General features: G+C 58.1%; 19 protein-coding genes and 1 tRNA gene. 10 read left to right on the forward strand and 10 right to left on the reverse strand.

Annotated elements, in window-relative coordinates; genetic code table 11:
• Positions 1-42: 42 nt before the first annotated feature.
• On the forward strand, positions 43-1395 hold the full coding sequence (trmFO, locus tag GRI58_RS06710; RefSeq protein ID WP_160752811.1) for a methylenetetrahydrofolate--tRNA-(uracil(54)-C(5))-methyltransferase (FADH(2)-oxidizing) TrmFO: 1353 nt from the start codon (positions 43-45) through the stop codon (positions 1393-1395).
• On the opposite strand, the gene GRI58_RS06715 is transcribed toward trmFO, so the two are convergent.
• Both GRI58_RS06715 and GRI58_RS06720 read right to left on the reverse strand, forming a co-directional pair.
• The gene (locus GRI58_RS06715) at positions 1392-1703 is read right to left on the reverse strand and encodes a hypothetical protein (RefSeq protein WP_160752812.1); all 312 of its coding nucleotides are present in this window, start codon (positions 1701-1703) and stop codon (positions 1392-1394) included. The genes trmFO and GRI58_RS06715 overlap by 4 nt on opposite strands.
• Before the next feature lie 30 nt (positions 1704-1733).
• Complete coding sequence (locus GRI58_RS06720; RefSeq protein ID WP_160752813.1) at positions 1734-2411, reverse strand: hypothetical protein; 678 nt, start codon at positions 2409-2411, stop codon at positions 1734-1736.
• Positions 2412-2690: 279 nt separating this feature from the next.
• On the opposite strand from GRI58_RS06720, the gene GRI58_RS06725 reads away from it, so the two are divergent.
• The 3 genes from GRI58_RS06725 to GRI58_RS06735 are packed head-to-tail and all read left to right on the forward strand — an operon-like array spanning position 2691 to position 5973.
• Entirely contained in the window at positions 2691-4616 is a 1926-nt protein-coding gene (locus GRI58_RS06725; RefSeq protein ID WP_237452152.1) for a TadE/TadG family type IV pilus assembly protein, read from the forward strand.
• The gene (locus GRI58_RS06730; protein WP_160752814.1) at positions 4613-5239 is read left to right on the forward strand and encodes a TadE/TadG family type IV pilus assembly protein; all 627 of its coding nucleotides are present in this window, start codon (positions 4613-4615) and stop codon (positions 5237-5239) included. Before GRI58_RS06725 ends, GRI58_RS06730 begins: the two co-directional genes overlap by 4 nt.
• Positions 5236-5973: a TadE/TadG family type IV pilus assembly protein gene (locus GRI58_RS06735; RefSeq protein ID WP_237452153.1), complete on the forward strand. Its 738-nt coding sequence runs from the start codon at positions 5236-5238 to the stop codon at positions 5971-5973. Before GRI58_RS06730 ends, GRI58_RS06735 begins: the two co-directional genes overlap by 4 nt.
• Before the next feature lie 29 nt (positions 5974-6002).
• Here the strand turns inward: GRI58_RS06735 and GRI58_RS06740 are convergent, their stop codons facing one another.
• From GRI58_RS06740 to GRI58_RS06750, 3 genes are all read right to left on the reverse strand, one after another.
• Positions 6003-7379: a pyruvate dehydrogenase complex E1 component subunit beta gene (locus GRI58_RS06740; protein ID WP_160752815.1), complete on the reverse strand. Its 1377-nt coding sequence runs from the start codon at positions 7377-7379 to the stop codon at positions 6003-6005.
• Entirely contained in the window at positions 7379-8479 is a 1101-nt protein-coding gene (gene pdhA, locus GRI58_RS06745; RefSeq protein ID WP_160752816.1) for a pyruvate dehydrogenase (acetyl-transferring) E1 component subunit alpha, read from the reverse strand. The genes GRI58_RS06740 and pdhA overlap by 1 nt, the downstream gene beginning before the upstream one ends.
• A 127-nt stretch (positions 8480-8606) precedes the next feature.
• A complete protein-coding gene (locus GRI58_RS06750; RefSeq protein WP_160752817.1) occupies positions 8607-8927 on the reverse strand; it encodes an FtsB family cell division protein in 321 nt (106 codons plus the stop codon).
• A gap of 166 nt (positions 8928-9093) precedes the next feature.
• Between GRI58_RS06750 and hppD the strand changes: the two genes are divergently transcribed.
• From hppD to GRI58_RS06775, 5 genes are all read left to right on the forward strand, one after another.
• Positions 9094-10215 (forward strand): 4-hydroxyphenylpyruvate dioxygenase, encoded by a 1122-nt coding sequence (gene hppD / locus GRI58_RS06755; protein WP_160752818.1) that lies wholly within the window; start codon positions 9094-9096, stop codon positions 10213-10215.
• Positions 10212-10799 carry a VOC family protein gene (locus tag GRI58_RS06760; RefSeq protein ID WP_160752819.1) on the forward strand — a complete coding sequence of 196 codons (588 nt, stop codon included), beginning with the start codon at positions 10212-10214 and terminating at the stop codon, positions 10797-10799. The genes hppD and GRI58_RS06760 overlap by 4 nt, the downstream gene beginning before the upstream one ends.
• A gap of 253 nt (positions 10800-11052) precedes the next feature.
• Complete coding sequence (locus tag GRI58_RS06765; RefSeq protein WP_160752820.1) at positions 11053-11940, forward strand: mechanosensitive ion channel domain-containing protein; 888 nt, start codon at positions 11053-11055, stop codon at positions 11938-11940.
• An 85-nt stretch (positions 11941-12025) separates the two neighbouring features.
• Positions 12026-12099 (forward strand) — tRNA-Arg (locus GRI58_RS06770).
• A gap of 398 nt (positions 12100-12497) precedes the next feature.
• A complete protein-coding gene (locus GRI58_RS06775) occupies positions 12498-13478 on the forward strand; it encodes an aldo/keto reductase (RefSeq protein ID WP_160752821.1) in 981 nt (326 codons plus the stop codon).
• A gap of 100 nt (positions 13479-13578) precedes the next feature.
• On the opposite strand, the gene GRI58_RS06780 is transcribed toward GRI58_RS06775, so the two are convergent.
• The 3 genes from GRI58_RS06780 to grxC are packed head-to-tail and all read right to left on the reverse strand — an operon-like array spanning position 13579 to position 15155.
• Positions 13579-14055, reverse strand: coding sequence for a DUF1178 family protein (locus GRI58_RS06780; RefSeq protein ID WP_160752822.1), 477 nt, complete (start codon positions 14053-14055; stop codon positions 13579-13581).
• Positions 14056-14063: 8 nt separating this feature from the next.
• Positions 14064-14855: a carbon-nitrogen hydrolase family protein gene (locus GRI58_RS06785; RefSeq protein WP_160752823.1), complete on the reverse strand. Its 792-nt coding sequence runs from the start codon at positions 14853-14855 to the stop codon at positions 14064-14066.
• Positions 14856-14891: 36 nt separating this feature from the next.
• Positions 14892-15155 carry a glutaredoxin 3 gene (gene grxC, locus GRI58_RS06790; protein ID WP_160752824.1) on the reverse strand — a complete coding sequence of 88 codons (264 nt, stop codon included), beginning with the start codon at positions 15153-15155 and terminating at the stop codon, positions 14892-14894.
• A 172-nt stretch (positions 15156-15327) separates the two neighbouring features.
• Between grxC and GRI58_RS06795 the strand changes: the two genes are divergently transcribed.
• A complete protein-coding gene (locus GRI58_RS06795; RefSeq protein ID WP_160752825.1) occupies positions 15328-15798 on the forward strand; it encodes an Hsp20 family protein in 471 nt (156 codons plus the stop codon).
• A 330-nt stretch (positions 15799-16128) separates the two neighbouring features.
• On the opposite strand, the gene GRI58_RS06800 is transcribed toward GRI58_RS06795, so the two are convergent.
• Both GRI58_RS06800 and secG read right to left on the reverse strand, forming a co-directional pair.
• Positions 16129-17763, reverse strand: coding sequence for a CTP synthase (locus GRI58_RS06800; RefSeq protein ID WP_160752826.1), 1635 nt, complete (start codon positions 17761-17763; stop codon positions 16129-16131).
• Positions 17764-17866: 103 nt separating this feature from the next.
• Positions 17867-18259 carry a preprotein translocase subunit SecG gene (gene secG / locus GRI58_RS06805; RefSeq protein ID WP_160752827.1) on the reverse strand — a complete coding sequence of 131 codons (393 nt, stop codon included), beginning with the start codon at positions 18257-18259 and terminating at the stop codon, positions 17867-17869.
• Positions 18260-18313 lie beyond the last annotated feature (54 nt).

An 18313-nucleotide genomic window follows, 5' to 3' on the forward strand; every position in this document is an offset into this window, starting at 1 on the left:
GCTTGATGTGGGTATCGCGCAAGCACTAGGTGCAGCCCAACCATGACACACGATATCCATATCATCGGCGGCGGCCTCGCCGGAAGCGAAGCAACGTGGCAATTGGCAAGGCGCGGCTACAAGGTGCGCCTGTCGGAAATGCGCGGCGGCAGTGACACCACTCCGGCGCATCAAGGAGATGGACTTGCCGAGCTGGTGTGCTCGAACAGCTTTCGATCGGACGACGATGCACGCAATGCGGTGGGCCTGCTGCATCATGAAATGCGGCGGCTCGACAGCATCGTAATGCGCGCGGGCGAAATTGCCCGGGTGCCGGCGGGCTCTGCGATGGCGGTCGATCGCGACGTGTTTTCCGCCGCAGTCGAGCGCGAATTGCTCGATCACCCCAATGTCACGGTGGTGCGCGAGCGGGTTGATACTCTCCCCGCCGACGGGCCGACGATTGTCGCCACCGGCCCTTTGACTGCGCAGTCGCTGGCGGAAAATATCGTTGCGGCGACCGGTGAAGACCGTCTGGCGTTCTTCGATGCCATCGCCCCGATCGTCCATCGCGACAGCATCGACATGGATATCTGCTGGTTCCAGTCGCGCTGGAACAAGGGGGATGGCAAGGATTACATCAACTGCCCGATGACGAAGGACCAGTACCTCGCCTTTCATCAAGGGCTGATGGATGGCGAAAAGATTGCCTTTCGCGAGTGGGAACAGGACACCCCCTATTTCGAAGGTTGTATGCCGATCGAGGTTATGGCCGCTCGCGGCGTAGACACGCTGCGCTTCGGGCCGATGAAGCCGGTGGGGCTGGACAATCCGCGCGATGCGACACCCGAATTCCCGCAAGGGCGCTGGCCCTATGCGGTGGTGCAGCTACGGCAGGACAACAAGCTCGGCACCCTGTGGAACATGGTCGGTTTCCAGACCAAGCTGAAACATGCCGCGCAGGTCGAGCTTCTTCGCACTATTCCCGGGCTCGAGAATGCCGAGTTTGCGCGCCTTGGCGGGTTACATCGCAACACCTTCCTCAATTCGCCGCTGGTGCTCGATCGCCAGCTACGGCTCAAGAGCGCATCGCATATCCGCTTTGCGGGACAGGTCACCGGCTGCGAAGGCTATGTCGAAAGTTCGGCCATCGGCCTGCTCACCGGGCTGATGGCGGCGGCTGAACTTGGCGGTCGTGACTGGACACCCCCGCCCCGCACCAGCGCCATGGGCGCGCTGCTGTCGCATGTCACCGGCGATGCGGAAGCAGAAACCTTCCAGCCCATGAACGTCAATTTCGGGCTTTTCCCACCGCTCCATGACGTCAAGAAGAAGGCGCGCAAGGAAGCCTATACCGACCGCGCGAAGGCCGATTTCGGATCATGGCTGCAAGCCGAGCAACTCGAACCTGCCTAGCAGCGGCATTTCGTCTTCTTTGCTGGCTTCGTTCGGGTCGAAAGCATCTCATTGCGCGTGATGATCCCGTCGCTGTTGTGATCGTAACGGGCAAAACGCTTTTGCTCGCGGGTGAGCTCGGTCGCCCCCGGCGGCGCGACGCCTTTCGCATCGGCGAGGTCGGCAGCAGGTAAAGCAGTGCTAGTGGCCAGCGGCTGGACGAAGGGAGGCGGCGCGCCCCGATCGACTGAAGCCCTGCCCTGCAACCAGAACAGACCGATCCCCAACATGACGAGCGTAGCGACCGCGCCCAGAACAGCTTTCCCCATGCCCCCCACTTCCCCTTGCCTTACCGCATCTTAACGCCCGAAAAGGCTCAAACGCAAAGCCACCAGCGGACTGAGACGATCCCCGAGCAACGATGAAGCTTCCCGCCGCAGCGCTCTTGCCGATAAGCCACCAAGCACCGCGAGCGGCCGCATTCTCCGGGGGAGTGGACCCGGCACGTGATCGAATCGCTTCATCGCAGTTGCGACACTGTCTCTTGAGAAGTCTGTATGCACTGCTCTGAACATCGCCCAGAGTGCGCCATGAATGCGTGCTTCAGGCAAGTGATCTTCGCAATCCAGCCTGCGAGCAAGCAAAGCGAAAACGCCGGCTCTACCGGCGATGAACTGATCGATCCGCCGATCTTCCGCTCCCTCTCCCAGCAGCAATGCCTCCCATCCGTCGACCAGAGCGGTCAGCTCAGCCGAGCCTTGCGGGAAACTGTCGCGCAATGCAGCAAGCAGCGGCTCTCTTGCCAGAGCAACCGGTTCCTTTGCGAACTCGTCGCGCCACCACGCCATTCGCATCTGCGCAAATATCGGTTCGCGGGTTTTCTGTCCTATCGCCGAGAGACGCTGGTCCAAAGTCACGATGGCGGCAAATATGCCTCGATCCTGTGCTCTAGCGCAGCTTAGTGCCACGCGCATTTCCGGCGCAAGATGCTCGCCGAATTCAGTTTTCTCCGGCTCGAAGCCATCCGCACCGTCCATGACTAGGCGATATCAGGGGGACCTTGGACAACGCAATTATTGTTCGTGCAAAATCTGTGTTGTTTTGACGCATTTTCTTTGTCGCAACCGCAAGGGGGCAAAAGGTCTTGCCATATGTTCAGGACAATCATCTGAATTATTGTGATAATGCTGGATATCTAGAACCAGCCCCTTCCCTCTAGCAAAAATTAACCACGCCATTTTCGGGTTCTTTAATTGTAACGGCTCCATACGCCTCGAGTTTCGCATGTCGATTATAGCAACAAGCGATTGGGGCAAATGCTGGATATGTTCTCAAACGGAATGCACGGACGCGGCATTCTCTGTCGGCTCGGCAAGAGCGCGGCAGGCAGCACTATTGCGATGATGGCCGCCGCCCTTATCCCGATGACGATCCTCACTGGATCGGCAATCGATACCGCACGCGTTTATGTTGTGAAGACACGGCTGCAACAGGCATGTGACGCCGGCGCGCTTGCCGGGCGCAAGTTCATGACCGACCTGACCAGCACCGCGCTGGACGCAACGGCCACGGCCCAAGCGAAGAACTTCTTCAACAATAACTTCAATCCTGGCTGGATGAGCGCAACAGAGGTTAACTTCACTCCGACAAAGACCGCGAACAACCAGGTCAACGGCGTCGCTACGGCAAAGGTCCCGATGACCATCATGTCGATGTTCGGGTTTGGAGCCAGCAAAGTCACGGCAACCTGCACCGCACGTTATGACGTTGCGGATACCGATATCATTTTCGTCCTCGATACCACCGGATCGATGGCCTGTGCGCCAAATGACAGCGACAGCACCTGCAGCAGCTACGTAAGTTATGCGGGAACCAACTCATACACCCGACCGAGCGGCGGCGGTGGCGTTCCCGGGTATGCCGGAACGACCGGATATTCGGTCCCGGAAAAGTCCAATTCGCGAATCTCCGCGCTGCGTGCGGCAGTGCTCAATTTCTATGACACTTTCGCAGCCAATGCCGATCCATCGACGCATGTGCGCTATGGCTTCGTGACCTATACTTCGACGGTCAATGCCGGACAGGCGATCATGGATATGTCGCCGACTTACATGATTGGCGGCGCAGGCAATTCCACGTCTAGCTGGAATTACCAGTCACGCTATGTCAGCGGTGATTACACAATCTCGAGCAACTCGGTTTACCGATCTGGATACAACAGTTCGAGTTGTGCAGATGCCGGAAGTCCGCGCAATCCAGCGCCGACACAAAATAATCCTTATCCGTATTTCTCCAACGGGACGGCCAGCATTGTGACCACTTCGTGGAGCAACTGGTACGGATGCAGGTTCACGACCAGCACTCTGGGCCCGCGGTGGACCTACAAGCAAATCCCGCTCGATGTTAGGCAGCTTGTGGCCGGCAACACCATCACGGATCCATCAAAGGTCGACAGTTCTACGACTAGCTGGCTCGGCTGCGTGGAGGAGCGCGACACGACCGCTTCGAGCAGCTTTTCGCAATCGAGCCTGCCACCCGATCTCGACCCGGATTTGACCCCGAACTCGGATGCCACGCGCTGGCGCCCGCTTTGGCCCGACGTAACTTACATGCGCAACAACTATGGCTCGACCGGAACCGCCTATTCGAATGGTGATAGCAACAGCCATCCCAACATGGGAACTTCGACCTACCAGAGGTATGGTTACACCTCCTGCGGCAAGCCGGTTGCACGCCTTCAGGTGATGACCCGGACGGCTGTTTCCAATTACGTCAACGCCCGCGACTTCACGCCAATTGGCGGCACGTATCACGACACCGGGATGATCTGGGGCACACGTCTGCTTTCGCCCGACGGCATTTTCAAAAATGACACCTCAACCTGGCTTGGCAGTTCAAGTGCGCCCAACCGGGTGATCATCTTCCTGACTGACGGCGACATGGCGCCTTCACCTTATATCTATGGGCAGTATGGCATTGAATATTACGATCAGCGGGTAACTGGCGGCAACTTGTCGCAACAGACCAACTACCACAACGCCCGCTTCCTCGCCGAATGCACCGCCGCCAAGGCGAAGAATATCGACGTCTGGACCGTGACAATCGGCTCAAGCATCACGAGCGAGATGAGTTCATGTGCGACCATGCCCAGCCAGGCGCTGAACACGACCGACGGCACCGACCTGTCGAACAAGTTTGCCGCCATCGCCAAGCAACTCGCAATGCTGAGGTTGACCAAATGAGGCAGCGTTTCATCAAGTCCATTGCGCGCGATCGAAGTGCGATCGCGGCGGTCGAATTCGCTTTCGTCGCCCCGGTGATGATCGTTTTGATCATGGGATTTCTGGATCTTACATACCAGATCTATGCGCAATCTATCCTCACCGGCGCGGTGCAGCAGGCGGGGCGGAATTCCGGCATCGAAGGCGGGGCAACTACGTCGTCGGCAATCGATACTCGGGTCGTCGATCTGGTTTCTCCGGTGATTCCGCATCTCCAGCAGTCTTGCGGTACCAATCATGGTGGCGACACGACCTGGTGTTCGACACGCAAGAATTACGACAGCTTCTCGGCGATCGCGCCCGAACCGTTCACGGATTCCAACCATAACGGGATGCGCGATCCGGGGGAATGTTTTACGGATATCAACAACAACGGATCGTGGGATTCCGACCCCTCCCTGTCGGGACAGGGCGGAGCGAGCGATGTCGCCGTCTACACGATGGTGATCAACTATCCGCGGCTGTTCCCATTGTACGGGCTGATCGGATTGCCGCAGGAAGTCACCCTCAGCGCGACCACTCTGCTCAAGAACCAACCTTACGCAACGCAGCAAACAACTCCGGCGCCGACTGTCTGCACATGAAGAAGGCCACCGCACAATCTTCGCGACGCCTGCGTGGCAGTCTGCTGCGTCGTCTGTGGCGCGAGAAGAGCGGAGTTGCGCTGCTCGAATTCGCTTACACGCTGCCCATCATCGTCGGGATTGGCGCCTACGGTATCGAGCTGTCCAACTACGCGATCATCAACCTGCGAATCAGTCAGGTTGCCCTCAGTCTGGCAGACAACGCCTCACGCGTGGGCACGACGAGCAATCTCACCTCGCAACAATTGCGCGAAGTTGACATCAATGACATTTTCAAGGGTGTTCAGCTTCAGGGTAACAGCATCAACCTGACTAAGTTCGGACGCGTTACGCTTTCGAGCCTTGAGAATGTCAGCCAGACTTACGATAGTTCACCCGTACAGCGCATTCATTGGCAGCGCTGCATTGGGTTGGTTAGCGATAGCACCTACGGGTCGAGCTACGGCACGACCTTACCGACTGACGGAATCACTTCAACGGCAACCAACAAGGGAACTGCGGTGCCAGCCGGAATGGGCGAAGCGGGGTCCAAGGTGAACGCTCCTCAGGATTCGGGCGTCATGTTTGTCGAGATCAACTATCAGTACCAGCCGCTATTCGGCGGAATGCTGATTTCCGCGCGCAAGATCCACTACACGGCATCGTTCATTGTTCGCGACAAACGCGATTTCAGCCAGATCTACAACCCTTCGCCGACTGCGAATAGAGCGACCTGCGACAAGTATAACGCCTGATCGCAGGTCTCTCTCGCAGCGCTTTCGCATCAATCGCGATAGCAGACTTTCTTGACCGCTTTCACAATACGGTCGGCATCGATCAGCGCGATCTTTTCCAGATTGGCCGCGTAGGGTAGCGGTACATCCTCGTCGTTGACGCGAAGGACAGGGGCGTCGAGATGGTCGAAACCCTCCTCCATGCAGATCGCGATGATCTCCGATGAAATAGAGCAGGTCGGCCAGCCCTCTTCCGCGACCACCAAACGGTTGGTCTTGGCCAGGCTGTCGAGCACGGTCTGCTTGTCGAGCGGGCGCAACGTCCTGAGATCGATCACTTCCGCATCGATCCCCTCTTCCGCCAGCTTTTCTGCCGCTTCGAGCGAAAAGCCAACGCCGATCGAATAGCTGACGATGGTCACGTCACTGCCTTCGCGCACGATCCGCGCCTTGCCGATCGGTAGCACGTAGTCATCGAGATCGGGAACCTCGAAGCTGCGACCATAAACCAGCTCGTTTTCAAGGAATACCACCGGGTCTTCGGAGCGGATCGCCGCCTTGAGCAGTCCCTTGGCATCGGCTGCGTCATAGGGCGCGATAACCACCAGCCCCGGCACGCTCGCGTACCACGGGCCGTAGTTTTGGCTGTGCTGCGCCGCCACGCGGCTGGCCGCCGCGTTCGGGCCACGGAACACCACCGGACAGCGCATCTGGCCGCCGGACATGTAGTTCGTCTTGGCCGCCGAGTTCACGATGTGGTCGATCGCCTGCATGGCGAAATTGAAGGTCATGAATTCGACAATCGGCTTCAATCCGCCCATCGCAGCGCCGGTACCGATACCGGCAAAGCCATATTCGGTGATCGGTGTATCGATGACTCGCTTGGGACCGAATTCCTCGAGCAGGCCCTGCGTAACCTTGTAGGCACCCTGGTATTCGGCGACTTCCTCACCCATCACGAACACGCGCTCGTCAGACCGCATTTCCTCGGCCATCGCATCGCGCAGAGCTTCGCGTACCGACAGGCTAACCATGCTGGTGCCCTCGGGAATCGCGGGATCGGCCTTGGCCTCCTTGCTGGGCGCTGGCTTGATCGGCTTGTCGTCGTCCTGCTTCGGTTCGGGCGCGGCTTCTGCCTCGGGAGCAGCTTTAGCAGCAGGTGCCTCGACCTGGGAAGCGTCCTCGTCCTCGCCAGCGATCATCGCGATGGCAGTGCCAACGGCGACGTTCTCGCGGCCTTCGGGGATCAGGATCTTGGCGAGCGTACCTTCGTCCACCGCTTCGAATTCCATCGTCGCCTTGTCGGTCTCGATCTCCGCGATGATATCACCGGCGGAAATCGTGTCGCCTTCCTGCTTGAGCCATTTGGCGAGCGTGCCTTCTTCCATCGTGGGCGAAAGCGCGGGCATCTTGAGTTCGATCGCCATCAGTAGTTCTCCACCAGCACGTCGGTGTAGAGTTCGCTGGCCTCGGGTTCGGGCGAATTCTCTGCAAAGTCAGCCGCTTCCGAAACCTGCTGCCGGATAGCCTTGTCGATCGCCTTCAAATCGTCCTCGCTCTTGCCTTGTTCGATAAGGGTTTTCTTAAGCCTCTCGATCGGATCCTTGTGCTCGCGCACGTCCTGCACCTCTTCGCGGGTTCGGTATTTTGCCGGGTCCGACATCGAGTGCCCGCGATAGCGATAGGTGTTGCATTCGAGCAGGACCGGGCCGCCCTGCTCGCGCACATGCTTGAACGCCACTTCGGCGGCCTGACGCACTTCGAGCACATCCATGCCGTTCACATCCATGCCGGGAATCCGGAACGCCGTGCCGCGGCGATAGAATTTGGTCTCGGCCGAGCTGCGCTTGACCGCGGTGCCCATCGCGTACTGGTTGTTTTCGACCACGAACACGATTGGCAGCTGCCACAGGCTCGCCATGTTGAACGTCTCGTAGACCTGGCCTTGATTGGCGGCGCCGTCGCCGAAATAGGCTAGGGTCAGCCCGCCGTCTTCGTTGTATTTATGCGCAAAGGCGAGGCCCGCACCTAGCGGCACCTGCGCGCCGACGATGCCGTGGCCGCCGTAGAACTTATGCTCGGTCGAGAACATGTGCATCGACCCGCCCTTGCCCTTCGAAATACCGGCCTGACGTCCGGTCAACTCGGCCATGATGAGTTTGGGATCGATACCATAGGCCAGCATGTGCCCATGGTCGCGATAGCCGGTGATCACGCTATCCTTGTCTTGATCCAGCGCAGATTGCAGGCCGATCGCAACGGCTTCCTGACCGATATAAAGGTGGCAGAAACCGCCGATCAGGCCGAGGCCGTAAAGCTGGCCGGCGCGCTCTTCGAACCGCCGGATGAGCAGCATCTGCTCATAGAAATGGAGCATTTCATCCATGCTCGCATCGTAACGCGGTTGCTTGCGGTGTTCTTCCTGCAGCGAATGCAGCGCGAATTCGAGATCGCGCTCGGCCTGCTCTTCCGTGGAAGCGGCAGCTTTGGTGGGAGGTGACGATTTTTTGCGAGGTGCTCTGGCCAAGGGGAATTTGTCCTTTGTCCGGGGGAGGAATCTCTGCGGCCTATAGGCGTAAGGCAAAGCAGTACGCAACGGGCCACACAGACAAAAGAATTTGCCAGACGTCGATGCCCCCCCCTAAGGTCGTGACCTAATCGTCAACCTTCATGATGACCTCGTCCGGGTGGACCACGTTGAGCTGGCTGCGTACGAGTTGCCCCACCATATCCGGGTCAGCGTGCTTGGGATCGAGCAGGTCGACGCGATTGCGCAAGGCATCGCGTTGTTTGGTCAACTCCGATAGCTGCTTCTGGCGCTGGTCGTGCAGGCGGAGATTGTCACCCCAGGCGAGAAGCCCCGAAGGCCCGGCGATCGCGAGCCCGGCGAGCACGAGCAAAATCGCCAACGCAACGAACTCCGTTCGTCCGCCCTTGGGCCACAATCTTCCAATGCTCGTCTGGCGTTTCCCCATGATTCACCATGAATCACACCTTGCCCGACCATGCAAGGAACATTGTTGTACTTCAGTAAGATTTGCGCCGGAACGGTGCTGCTTCACCACGCGTTGATTTGACATCAACCGCGACAAGCGATATAGTTGCCAATGTAACTAATTTGAGATTTCAGGAGAGAAATTCATGGCCGATTTGTTCGAGAATCCCGTCGGGCTCGATGGGTTCGAATTCGTTGAATTCTGCGCGCCGGAAAAGGGCGTGATCGAACCTGTTTTCAAAGCCATGGGCTTCACCCACGTCGCGACCCACCGCAGCAAGGACGTCGCACTTTGGCGTCAAGGCGGCATCAATTTGATCCTCAACTACGAACCGAAAAGCGCCGCATGGTTCTTTGCCCGCGAGCACGGTCCATCCGCTTGCGGAATGGGCTTTCGTGTCCGCAATGCGGCTGCGGCCTATCAGTATCTGCTCGAAAAAGGCGCTGAGCCGGTACAAATCGAAACCGGGCCGATGGAACTGCGCCTTCCTGCCATCCGTGGCATCGGCGGCGCCATTATTTATCTGCTCGATCGTTATGAGAACGAAGCTGGCGAAGGCCTTTCGATCTACGACATCGACTTTGAGTATCTTCCCGGCATCGAACGTCACCCCGAAGGCGCAGGCTTCGACCGCATCGATCACTTGACCCACAACGTCTACACCGGCCGGATGAAATATTGGGCCGATTATTACGAGACCCTGTTCAACTTCCGCGAGATTCGCTTCTTCGATATCAAGGGTGAATACACCGGCCTCACTTCCAAGGCGCTGACTGCCCCGGACGGCAAGATCCGCATCCCCCTCAACGAGGAAGGAGAAGGCGGCAAGGGCCAGATCGAAGAGTTCCTGCGCGAATTCAACGGAGAAGGTATCCAGCACATCGCCCTGATCTGCGATGATCTGGTCAAGGCATGGGATAGGCTCAAGGAGTTTGGCGTGCCCTTCATGACCGCTCCACCCGAAACCTATTACGAGATGCTCGACGAACGCCTGCCCAACCACGGCGAGAATGCCGATCAGCTTCAGATGCGCGGCATCCTGCTCGACGGCACCACGGAGGGCGGACAGCCTCGCCTGCTGCTGCAAATCTTCGCCGAAGCACAGGTGGGACCGGTGTTCTTCGAATTCATTCAGCGTAAGGGTGACGAAGGCTTCGGCGAAGGCAATTTCAAGGCGCTGTTCGAGAGCATGGAGCGCGACCAGATCAAGCGCGGTACTCTGAGCGTGGACGATGCAAAAACGGTCGAAGCGGAGCCAGCGGAATGAGCGACGCCAGCACTAGCCCGCACCCGGTTAAGCTGGGCGGCGTCCACCATGCCGCCTATCGCTGCAAGGACGCCAAGGAAACGGTCGAATGGTATGGCCGTGTGCTCGGTATGGACTACACCACCGCTTTCGCCGAAGACCACGTCCCCTCGACCGGCGAATACGATCCCTACATGCACGTGTTCCTCGACGCGGGGAATAACAACATCCTCGCCTTCTTCGAGCTTCCCAACCAGAAAGACATGGGGCGCGATGAGAACACCCCCGCGTGGGTGCAGCATCTGGCCTTCCGGGTTGGCTCCGAAGAAGAACTGCTCGCGGCGAAAAAGCATATCGAGAGCGAAGGGATCGACGTCCTCGGCCCGACGCATCATGGCATTTTCAAGTCGATCTATTTCTTCGATCCCAATGGCCACCGCGTCGAGTTGGCGACGGATATCGGGACAGAGGATCAATATGCCGAGTTGAAGCGCGTCGCTGCGCCTATGCTAGACGAGTGGAGTCAGACCAAGAAGGCACCTCAGCACGCCGCCTGGCTCCACGAGATCGCGCGCAAGGAGAACGCGGCAAAAGCGTCCGATTGATCCATCGCAACTGTCGCAGTCTCGCACCCGTTCAAAAAGGTTTACCCGCGCCACGACGCGGGCTCGGAACTGCTGCACATGCGAAGAGTAGAATAGTAGTGACTTCGTCGGAAGGAGGTATGCTTTGCTGCCTCCGGTTGAATGTGTGATTCAGCACGATTTGCCGTGATATCCATTGACGGGAAACTTGAATTCCCGGTTGGCGCGATGACCTTCTGACCGACAAAAAATACAGGTGAGGTGTTTTAGTTTCGTGAATTATATCAAAATACTAGAGCAGCAACTTCAGCATATGGCTGCAGGGGCAGTACAGCTTTTGCCGAATATCGTGATCGGCGTTGTCCTGCTGGTGGCCACTGCAATAATGGTCCGCGTATTCGTCAACGTCGTCGAAAAAGTCACAGGCCGTTCGCGCATGCGCGCCGATCTACGCCAGCTTGCGCAGACGCTCACGCGGGTGTTCGTCTGGATCCTCGGCTTGCTGCTAGTCACGACGATCATCATACCCGGATTTACCTTCGGCAGCGCCATGGCCGGGCTCGGCGTGGGCGCGGTGGCAATCGGCTTCGCGTTTCAGGACATTCTCGAAAACTTCCTTGCCGGCGTGCTGATCATGCTGCGCGACAAGATGCATCTGGGAGATTATATCGAGGCCAACAATATCGACGGCACGGTCGAGAAAATCACGCTGCGTGAAACGCATATCCGCCAATTCAGCGGTGAACTGACCATCCTGCCGAACTCGACGATCTTCAAGAATCCGGTCAAGATCTACAGTGATCGACCATTCCGCCGCTTCCAGCTCACCGTAGGCGTATCCTACGATACCGACCTGACGCGGGCGCGCAAGGTCATCGCGAACGCAGTCAAAACCGTCGAAGGCGTCGATGGGGATCACGCATCTGAAGTGTATTTGCGCGAATTCGGCGGCAGCTCGATCGATCTGCTGGTTCGCTGGTGGGTCGACACGAAACAGAACAGCCTGATGGAAGTCCAGTCCAACGTCGTCAACGCGATAAAGGAAGCGCTCGACCAGGCGGAAATCGAGATCCCCTTCCCCTATATCACGCACACGTTCAAGGAGCGGGTGCCGCTGGGCAAGGAGCCGGGTGAAACGGTCGAAAGCGCCGAGTCGGCATAAATACGCAAAGCCCCCGGGGCACGTTCAGGATGATAGGCAACACCGATTGTCAGCGCCAGCGCAGTTCTCTAAGGCGTTCTCCGTCGCGCCCGTAGCTCAGCAGGATAGAGCACCAGATTCCTAATCTGGGGGCCACAGGTTCGAATCCTGTCGGGCGCACGATTTCCCTTCCAGAGTCAGAAATTCGGCCTAAGGTCTTGAAAGAAAAGACCATTTCTGGGCTTTGAAAACCGTAAAGACGGTCAAACACGATCTTCCCACCAAACACTAGCTTGAGCATTGCGCGGCGGTCTTCCAAACACCAACTTTTTCAAATATTCCAAGAATTTGCTGGACAATTTGAGAGCGGTTGAAAAGTTGATTGATAGTCGCGAGCTGGCGTGCCGCATTTTGCAATCTTTTCGGCCAGAATCAGCTTTTGGCGTTCGGGTTCATCGACCTTTTTCTCCTATCCGCTTGTCAGCCAACCCCGGCAATCGAACCAAGGGCGAAGATGTACTGCGAGCAGGGCCCAGAACTTGTGGAACGAAGGCCGTATTTGAGGATAAAGAACGATCATGGATTATACAAAGCTCGGTCGGACCGGACTCGACATCTCGCGACTTTGCCTAGGCTGCATGACGTTTGGCGTTCCGAACCGAGGAACCCACGAATGGTCGCTCGACGAGGAAGCCAGCCGTCCTATCCTGCGCAAGGCAATTGAAGCCGGAATCAATTTCTTCGATACAGCCAACGTCTATTCAGATGGGACGTCAGAGGAAATCGTCGGCCGTGCCTTGAAGGACCTCGCGCCGCGTGAGGAACTGGTCATTGCCACCAAGGTCCACGGACGAATGCATGCGGGCCCTAATGGAGCCGGGCTCAGCCGCAAGGCGATCATGCAGGAAATCGACGCCAGCCTGAAGCGGCTCGGTACCGATTATGTCGATCTCTATCAGATCCACAGATTCGACGATCACACGCCGATCGAGGAAACGCTTGAGGCTCTGCACGACGTCGTGAAGGCCGGAAAGGCGCGCTACATCGGTGCATCTTCGATGTACGCTTGGCAATTTGCCACGATGCTCCATGTTGCCCAAGCGAATGGATGGACGCAGTTCGTCTCAATGCAAAATTTCGTCAACCTTATGTACCGCGAGGAAGAGCGCGAAATGCTGCCTCTGTGCGCGGAGAAAGGTATCGGCGTTATTCCGTGGAGCCCGCTGGCGCGCGGCCGCCTCACCCGAGACTGGCAGGATGAGACGAAACGCTCGCAGACCGATCATTTCGGTAAGTACCTGTTCGGCGGCACCGAAGAAGCCGATCGCAGGGTGGTGGAAGCGGTCGCGAATGTTGCCAATGAGCGCGGAGTGTCGCGCGCGCAAATCGCTCTAGCTTGGGTACTCGCCAAACCCGAAGTCTCCGCACCGATTATCGGCGCTTCTAAAGAAGCCCATCTCGATGATGCCATCGCGGCGCTGGACATCGAACTTAGCCAAGATGAGATCAGCATGCTTGAGGAGCCGTATATTCCCCATGCGGTCGTTGGCTTCAGCTAATTTCTATTTTTTAAAATCACCGCTTTGACGACGACGTGAGGCCCCACAGGTTGGGCGCACCCTCAAGCTGATCATTTTCGGTCGATCGCATTTGAGCGACTCAGTTTAACTCGTCCGGCGGCGCATAAGGCACCAGCAAAGGCGCAACCGCAATTCCCTCGTTGAGCATCGCCCGCGCATCTTCGGCCGTTGCTCGGCCATGGATCGGCTTTTCGTCTGCTTCCCCGTAGTGCATCGCGCGTGCATCTTCAGCAAAGCGATCGCCCACCCACTCGCTCTTAGAGAGAGCCTTCTGCTGTGCTGCAGCGAGCGCACGGAAGGCGTTGGCAACCTCCTCTGGCATCTGCCCATTCGCGAATTGGCTATCTTCCGATCCGATCGACGAGGACGGAGCTGAACTCGATCGATTGCTTCTGACCGGTACGGCTGGGGCCATTGGAGCCTTCGAAATATTGGTGCTACCGCAGATCGGGCAGCTCAGCAGACCGGAAACCCTTTGCTGCGCGTAATCGTCGCTCGAACGGAACCATCCTTCGAAGCTGTGCGAATGATCGCAGCTCAAATCGAAAACAATCATAACGAACGCTAATTGGCGATTAGGCGGCGGTTGGCAAGGCTCGGCACCTGGCGGCGCACTTGCGCGACGCGCTCCAGATCGATGTCCGCAAAGCCAACAGCGGGTGTTTCGCCGCCCATATCGAGCAACACCTCACCCCATGGATCAATCACGAGGCTGTGGCCATATGTGGCGCGACCGTCCTCATGCTCGCCGACCTGAGCCGCCGCAATAACAAAGGCGCTGGCTTCGATCGCCCTTGCGCGCTGGAGAACGTGCCAGTGCGCTGCACCGGTTGGACGGGTGAAGGCCGAAGGTATTGCAATGGCGTCGCAATGGAGATTGCCGAGCGCCCCGAATAAGGCTGGAAACCGCAGGTCATAGCATATGGCCAGCCCCAGCCTGCCGATCGGAGTTTGGACCGTGACCACCTTGTCGCCGGCCTGATAGGTGTTCGATTCGCGCCAGCTCTCGCCGTTCTCCAGATCGACATCGAACATATGCATCTTGTCGTAGCGCGCTACGATCTTCCCATCGGGAGCAATAACGAAAGAGCGATTGGCACGGCTTCCGTCGGGTTTCGTCAGTGCAAGGGATCCAAGAGCGATCCAGATATCATGCAAGGCTGCAAGTTCGACCGCCCTCTTCAGCAACATATCCTGCTGCTCGGGGACGATGTTCCGCCCTGCCCTGTCGCGATCGCGGTCGAGCAGATTGGTCATCTCGGGCGTAAACAGCATCGCTGCGTCGCCGCTCGCCGCAGTTTGAATCGCGTCGGCCAGAACATCGGCATTGGCGACAGGGTCGGTGCCTGCGTTCATCTGTAGCAAAGCTATGCGGACATCGGTCAAACCGCCCTACCCCGCCAAAAGATCATCGAGCTTGCCAGACTGTTCGAGAGCGGCGAGTTCGTCTGATCCGCCGACATGATGATCGCCGATAAATATCTGCGGTACCGTGCGCGCACCCGGTGCGCGATCGAGCATTGCCTGCCTTTCCGGCCCGCCCATGGTGATGTCATGTTCGGTGTAATCCACGCTTTTGCTATCGAGCAATCGCTTCGCCCGCGCACAGAAGCCGCAGCCAAACTTCGTATAGATCGTTATCTCTGGGCCAGCCATCAGCGCGTCTCTCTCCTGCATGTCGTGAATTTCAGCATACTTGAACCAAAATTTGAATTTCCTAAATTCGTATGTGCCCGGACGGCCAGAATGGCGTGAGGGCACCTATCGGGGATGCCGCAAATATCGGATCCCCATGTTCGATAAATTGCTCAGAAGAGGATTTGTTTCGATGAATCGATTGGACTTTACCCCCTATCGTCGCTCCACCGTAGGCTTCGACCGCCTGTTTGACTTGCTCGAAAGCCAGGTGCGAAATAACAGCGGCGACAATTACCCCCCTTTCAATATCGAGCGACGCGATGAGGATTCCTATCGCATAACCCTTGCGGTCGCGGGTTTTCGTCCCGACGACATCGATATCACCGCGCAGCAGAACCTGCTGGTGATCGTCGGCAGGAAGCGCGACGACAACGGTAACGGCGAAATGCTGCACATGGGCATCGCCAATCGTGGTTTCGAACGCCGCTTCGAACTGGCGGATTATGTGCGCGTTGAGAAAGCCGATTTGGCCGACGGTTTGCTGATCGTCGATCTCGTGCGCGAAGTGCCGGAAGCGATGAAACCGAAAAAGATCGCGGTTGGCGGACAAAAGCTCGAGATCGTCCAGTCCGACGAAGGAAGCGGCAGCCGGGCTGCCTGACACGCTTATTTTGACAGGTTGAATGGGGGCGGAACCGAGAGGCTCCGCCCCCGCGACGCAGTGGCGCCGCCAAGCCTCGATCCGGCCGTCCGGGTCGCAAAAGACAGCCCGCTTCGAAGCAAGTTTTATGCGATCCCACCTCTCAGGCGATGGTGACTTCCCGCATGGTGAATCACCTCAGCCGCTCTCATCGTGAGACTGCGCCAAAAGTGTCAAAAGATAAAGCCTTATGGTAACAATTTAACCAGCACGCACTCAATGAGTAACGCCTTATTTTACAACCAGGCAATTATTTCAGTGGCTTAGAGAATATTCCTCAGTTGCGAAATATTATACCAACCGTGCCTGTTCCAAGGCGGCGCCGATAAATCCGGCAAACAGGGGATGGGGAGCGAACGGCTTTGACTTGAGTTCGGGATGGAACTGGACGCCGATAAACCAGGGATGGTCTGGCCGCTCGACGATCTCGGGCAGCAGGCCGTCGGGCGACATTCCTGAGAAGATCAAACCGTGCCGTTCAAGCGGATCGATATATGCGCCATTAACTTCATAGCGATGTCGGTGGCGCTCTGAAATGCTGTCCGCGCCGCCGTAGATGCGTGCAACATGGCTGTTAGCCGCAAGCTTCGCGTCATAGGCACCCAGCCGCATCGTCCCACCCAGATCGCCGCTGGCTTCACGCTTCTGGAGCCCTTCGTCGCTCATCCATTCGGTGATGATCCCGACAACCGGCTCGTCGGTTTGGCCGAACTCGGTCGACGAGGCGTCAGGGAAACCGGCTGTACGAGCGCCTTCGATGCAGGCCATCTGCATCCCAAGGCAAATTCCCAGAAACGGAACCTTGCGTTCGCGGGCGAACCTGACGCTTGCGATCTTGCCTTCGGAACCGCGTTCGCCGAATCCACCGGGGACGAGGATCCCGTGCATCGGCTCCAGCCGGGCAGCAATCTCGGCATCGTCGGCCTCGAACAACTCGGCATCGAGCCATTTGATGTTCACCTTGACCCGGTGCGCCATTCCCCCGTGAACAAGCGCTTCGTTGAGGCTTTTGTATGCATCAGGAAGGCCGACGTATTTGCCGACCACACCGATAGTTACTTCGCCTTCGGGATGGGTGAAGCGTTCGACCACGTCGTCCCAGCGGGAAAGATCGGGGTCTGGGGCGTCGGTAATTCCGAAAGCACGCAGCACCTCCCGGTCGAGACCCTCGGCGTGGTATTGCAACGGAACTGAATAGATCGAGGATGCATCCAGCGCGGGAATAACCGCTTCGGGCCGGACGTTGCAGAACTGCGCAATCTTGCGCCGCTCGCTGTCTGGAATGGGATGTTCCGCACGGCACAGCAGCATATCGGGCTTGATCCCCAGGCTCGCCAGTTCCCGGACCGAATGCTGTGTCGGCTTGGTCTTCAATTCGCCTGCAGCGGCGATGTACGGCACCAGCGTGACATGTACGGACAGCGTCTGGTTCGGATCGAGCTCATTCCTGAGCTGCCGGATCGCCTCCATGAACGGCAGCCCCTCGATATCGCCGACGGTGCCGCCGATCTCGCACAGGATGAAATCGTGATCACCCTGATCGGCGAGCGCGAACTGCTTGATCGCGTCGGTGACATGCGGGATCACCTGCACCGTTGCACCAAGGTAGTCGCCACGCCGTTCGCGTGCGATGATATCGCGGTACACTCGGCCCGAGGTGATGTTGTCGCCCTGATGCGCCGCAACGCCGGTGAAGCGTTCGTAGTGACCCAGGTCGAGGTCGGTCTCCGCACCATCGTCGGTGACGTAGACTTCGCCATGCTGATAGGGGCTCATGGTCCCAGGATCGACATTGAGATAGGGGTCGAACTTGCGAATGCGGACCTTGTATCCGCGCGCCTGCAACAACGCTGCGAGCGATGCTGCCATGAGACCTTTGCCGAGCGAGGAGACCACGCCGCCGGTGATGAATATGTACCGCGCCATGGGAGTTGGGCCTTAAGCCCCCTGTTGGATTCGAAGCAAGTGCAATCGGTGTGGATTGACCGACCAAATTGCGATCAATCCACAGAGGCGAGCTGAAACGACCTCAGTTCGGGGCCGGAGCCAGCGGATCCTTCGCGGGCGCAGCCGGGGCTGGCGACGCCGGAGCCGGGGATGCAGGGGCGTTCGAATTACCCGCGGACGGTCCCAATGGATCGGCCGGGCTGGCAGGCTGGACGGTACGGTTCAGCGTCGTATCGAGCGAAGCACCACCCTCTTCCTTCACAGCGAGAGCTGCCAGAGCGATCGAGAGGCCGACGAAGACGATCGCGAGCCAGCGAGTGGCCTTGGTCAGGAAATCGGCTGCACCGCGGGCGCTGAGCATTCCGGTAGGACTGCCGCCGATACCAAGCCCTCCGCCTTCGGAGCGTTGCATCAACACCACCCCGACGAGTGCTGCGGCGACCAGCGCCTGAATCACGGTAAGAAAAAGAAACATCAAAAAGTCCGTCCGTCGGAAAAGTTGGCGATCATCTAGGATACCAGTCGCCCC

It is taken from the genome of Qipengyuania algicida (assembly GCF_009828025.1).
GTDB lineage: Bacteria > Pseudomonadota > Alphaproteobacteria > Sphingomonadales > Sphingomonadaceae > Qipengyuania > Qipengyuania algicida.

Bases quoted from the DNA above. Each gene is read 5' to 3' on its own strand.
- trmFO (WP_160752811.1), top strand. From the start codon at position 43: ATGACACACGATATCCATATCATCGGCGGCGGCCTCGCCGGAAGCGAA.
- GRI58_RS06715 (WP_160752812.1), bottom strand. From the start codon at position 1,703: ATGGGGAAAGCTGTTCTGGGCGCGGTCGCTACGCTCGTCATGTTGGGG.
- GRI58_RS06720 (WP_160752813.1), bottom strand. From the start codon at position 2,411: ATGGACGGTGCGGATGGCTTCGAGCCGGAGAAAACTGAATTCGGCGAG.
- GRI58_RS06725 (WP_237452152.1), top strand. From the start codon at position 2,691: ATGCTGGATATGTTCTCAAACGGAATGCACGGACGCGGCATTCTCTGT.
- GRI58_RS06730 (WP_160752814.1), top strand. From the start codon at position 4,613: ATGAGGCAGCGTTTCATCAAGTCCATTGCGCGCGATCGAAGTGCGATC.
- GRI58_RS06735 (WP_237452153.1), top strand. From the start codon at position 5,236: ATGAAGAAGGCCACCGCACAATCTTCGCGACGCCTGCGTGGCAGTCTG.
- GRI58_RS06740 (WP_160752815.1), bottom strand. From the start codon at position 7,379: ATGGCGATCGAACTCAAGATGCCCGCGCTTTCGCCCACGATGGAAGAA.
- GRI58_RS06750 (WP_160752817.1), bottom strand. From the start codon at position 8,927: ATGGGGAAACGCCAGACGAGCATTGGAAGATTGTGGCCCAAGGGCGGA.
- hppD (WP_160752818.1), top strand. From the start codon at position 9,094: ATGGCCGATTTGTTCGAGAATCCCGTCGGGCTCGATGGGTTCGAATTC.
- GRI58_RS06760 (WP_160752819.1), top strand. From the start codon at position 10,212: ATGAGCGACGCCAGCACTAGCCCGCACCCGGTTAAGCTGGGCGGCGTC.
- GRI58_RS06775 (WP_160752821.1), top strand. From the start codon at position 12,498: ATGGATTATACAAAGCTCGGTCGGACCGGACTCGACATCTCGCGACTT.
- GRI58_RS06780 (WP_160752822.1), bottom strand. From the start codon at position 14,055: ATGATTGTTTTCGATTTGAGCTGCGATCATTCGCACAGCTTCGAAGGA.
- GRI58_RS06785 (WP_160752823.1), bottom strand. From the start codon at position 14,855: ATGAACGCAGGCACCGACCCTGTCGCCAATGCCGATGTTCTGGCCGAC.
- grxC (WP_160752824.1), bottom strand. From the start codon at position 15,155: ATGGCTGGCCCAGAGATAACGATCTATACGAAGTTTGGCTGCGGCTTC.
- GRI58_RS06795 (WP_160752825.1), top strand. From the start codon at position 15,328: ATGAATCGATTGGACTTTACCCCCTATCGTCGCTCCACCGTAGGCTTC.
- GRI58_RS06800 (WP_160752826.1), bottom strand. From the start codon at position 17,763: ATGGCGCGGTACATATTCATCACCGGCGGCGTGGTCTCCTCGCTCGGC.
- secG (WP_160752827.1), bottom strand. From the start codon at position 18,259: ATGTTTCTTTTTCTTACCGTGATTCAGGCGCTGGTCGCCGCAGCACTC.